Genomic DNA, 2,591 nt, shown 5'->3' with positions numbered 1-2,591 from the left:
CCGCCCGGCCCGCCCCCGTATCCGGCGCTGCCGGGCTCGCTGCGCGAGGCACTGGACGCGTTCGGCGCGAGCGGCCCCGCGGAGAACCTTTTCGGAAAGCCCCTCAAGACATGCCTGCAAATGCTGAAGGAAAGTGAGGTGTCGCGGTTCGAGGAATGGTGCGCGGCGCAACGGCCCGCCACCGGAGAAGTGACCGAATGGGAGCACCGCGAATACTTCGGTGTCTACTGAGAAAACCGCAGCCACGCCACCAGGAAACCGAGGTGAGAGCACGACATGCCGTGGGCGAAGGAAACGACCGCCGTGGCGGATGCCGGGCGCGCCGAGCGGATCGCGCAGCGGTCCCGCGACGAGAACTGGAAGAAGCCGCCGCGCCGCATCGAGACATCGGAATGCATCACATGCGACCTGTGCCGGCGTAACTGCCCGCCCGAGTTCGGGGCGATATTCGATCGGGGACTCGACGTCGTCATAGTCCCCGAACTGTGCTCGGGCTGCCCGGTCTGCGTGATGGTCTGCCCCGTCGACTGCATCTACGTGGACGAGGAATGGACGCCCACCCCGGAGCAGCTCTGGGACCACGTCGGCCTGACGGCCGGAGGGGGAAGCGATGACCCTGCCCACCACGCCTGACACCACGCTGTCCCGCAAGGCCGCGCTGGCGAAAGCGCGGCAGAGCCGCCGGCCGAGCAGGCTCGGCCGGCGGGCGGGGACCGCGCCCGAACCGGACTACCCGATGCCGGCCGACGCCGGGTTCCCGGGCCTGCTGAACCGGGTCTGGCGGCAGGCGGCCGCCGAACCGGACCTGTCGTCGGCCATGGACACGCTGCTCACGCTCGCCGGGCACGTCCCGGCGGACATCCAGCTGCGGGCGCTGCCCGCGGCGGAGGAGTGCGCGCTGCGGGTCCTGTTCGGCCGCTCATGGCGGACGCCGGGCCGGGGAACCGCCCCCGCGGCCGACGCCCCGGCGGCGTTCCTCGGCGAGATCGGACTGAACACGAGCGGCCGTGTCGTCATCCGCGTCCCCTCGAAGCCGCCGCTGGCGGGGGAGGAGGACCTCGTGGGCGGTGTGCTGCGCGTGCCGTGGTCCGACCGCGACCTCGCGCGCTACCGGGCCGAGCTCGCCGGCGCCACCGAACGGCAGCGCGGCTCGGCGGCCGACTGCCGCGCATGGCTGGCGGCGGCCGGCCCGGACGGCCGCCGGGACATGCTGGAGAACCTGAAGGAGGCGGCCCTCCGGACGGCGCCGTTCGCGCTGTACTCCGGCGACCGCCAGTACACCAACTTCCGCGACCGGAACACCCTCGCCGGGAAGACGCTGTGGCCGGGGCACCCGGACTGCGCGCTGAGCAGCCTGACGACTGTGCCGCTGGAGCTGTGGTCGGACAGCGACGTCCTGATGGTGGCCTGCCTCACGCTGCTGGTGCGGTCGGCGGGGTACGCCCGGATCGAGGAGGCCAACGGGACGCAGCTCACGGTCGACCACGTGGCCTGCCTCCTGGAACGGACGCGCGAGGCGTACAACGCGGTCCCCGGCGGGCAGCGGATACCGCCCGCCGGCTCGGCCTCCGTGGCGGAGCTCGGCGGCCTGGCGGCGGCGATCGCCCGGCGGCGCCGCGAGATCACCGGGCGGGCCCGGCTCTACCGCGAGATCCACGGCCCGCTGATGCACAAGATCGAGCGGGTCGCCGGCGCGCCCGCCGGCGAGGCCCGGGAACTGGAGGCGGACCTTTGCGCGCGGCTGCGCGAGCGGCTCCCGGTCTCCGGTGGCACGCTCGCGGAACTGGGCGCCTCGCTGGAGGCTTCGCCCCGATGGCTGGCCGGACCGCACGGCGCGTTCCAGACGGGCCTGGAGTCCCTCGTGCACGAGACCGTGCGCGCGGCGACGGCGGCGTTCGACGCCGACTTCGCGATGAGCCGCGGCATGCGGTCGCTGACCGCGCTGACCGCGGCGCTGCGCGGCCGGGACTGGCCCGAGATCGCCGCCTGGGACCTGCCGCACTTCTTCTGCTGCGTCGTGCCCGCGCCGGAGGCCCGGCGGTACTTCGGCGATTCGGCCGCGCACATGGCCGACGCCGCGTGGGCCATGTCCGCGCGGATGCAGTACAACTCGTGGCACTTCCTGGCCGGCAATCTCCCGAAGGTCCCCGAGGTCGCGGCCCGCGACTACTTCGTCCCGCCCACGATCCCGGACGTCGCGTACTACTCCGACCAGCACCACCGCGGCCACGTCGCCGCCAAGGTGCGCTTCACCATCCGCAGCCCGCAGCCGGTGCGGGTGCTGGACCGGACGTTCGACGGGTTCGTCGACCTGCGGCTGCTCCGCTGCGAGGGCCTGCCGTACGGCGAGCAGGACCTGCTGGCCGCCGATCGGGCCTCCGGGTTCATCGCCGAGGCCACGGGCCTCGCCGCGGCGCTGGTGGCGGACGGCGCGGACATCGGGGTCACGGCCTTCGACAGCCAGTGGCACTGGGAGACCATCGCCCGGTAGGAGACGGTCCAGCGCGGAAACGCTCGCGGCCCCCGGCCTGTCATGGCCGGGGGCCGCGAGCGTTCGCGCCTATCGGTGGGGCAGGGGGTCGGTGGGTCAG

At 73.5% G+C, this 2,591-nt stretch carries 3 protein-coding genes; all 3 read left to right on the top strand.

Going from position 1 to position 2,591, the window contains the following annotated elements:
• Positions 1 to 231 (top strand): hypothetical protein (locus tag E1289_RS38745; RefSeq protein WP_207929416.1); only part of this gene is annotated, 231 nt, incomplete at its 5' end.
• A gap of 45 nt (positions 232 to 276) precedes the next feature.
• On the top strand, positions 277 to 633 hold the full coding sequence (locus E1289_RS37225) for a 4Fe-4S dicluster-binding protein (RefSeq protein WP_131988835.1): 357 nt from the start codon (positions 277 to 279) through the stop codon (positions 631 to 633).
• Complete coding sequence (locus tag E1289_RS37220; protein ID WP_131988833.1) at positions 611 to 2,491, top strand: hypothetical protein; 1,881 nt, start codon at positions 611 to 613, stop codon at positions 2,489 to 2,491. The genes E1289_RS37225 and E1289_RS37220 overlap by 23 nt, the downstream gene beginning before the upstream one ends.
• Positions 2,492 to 2,591: the final 100 nt, after the last annotated feature.

Origin of the sequence: Actinomadura sp. 6K520 (assembly GCF_004349245.1) — a bacterium.
Taxonomy (GTDB): Bacteria; Actinomycetota; Actinomycetes; order Streptosporangiales; family Streptosporangiaceae; genus Spirillospora.
The sequence above is the reverse complement of the archived record's forward strand: the minus strand, read 5'-3'. Positions and strand labels throughout refer to the sequence as shown.

Coding starts and splice junctions, on each gene's coding strand:
- E1289_RS37220 (WP_131988833.1), top strand. CDS start 611: ATGACCCTGCCCACCACGCCTGACACCACGCTGTCCCGCAAGGCCGCG.
- E1289_RS37225 (WP_131988835.1), top strand. CDS start 277: ATGCCGTGGGCGAAGGAAACGACCGCCGTGGCGGATGCCGGGCGCGCC.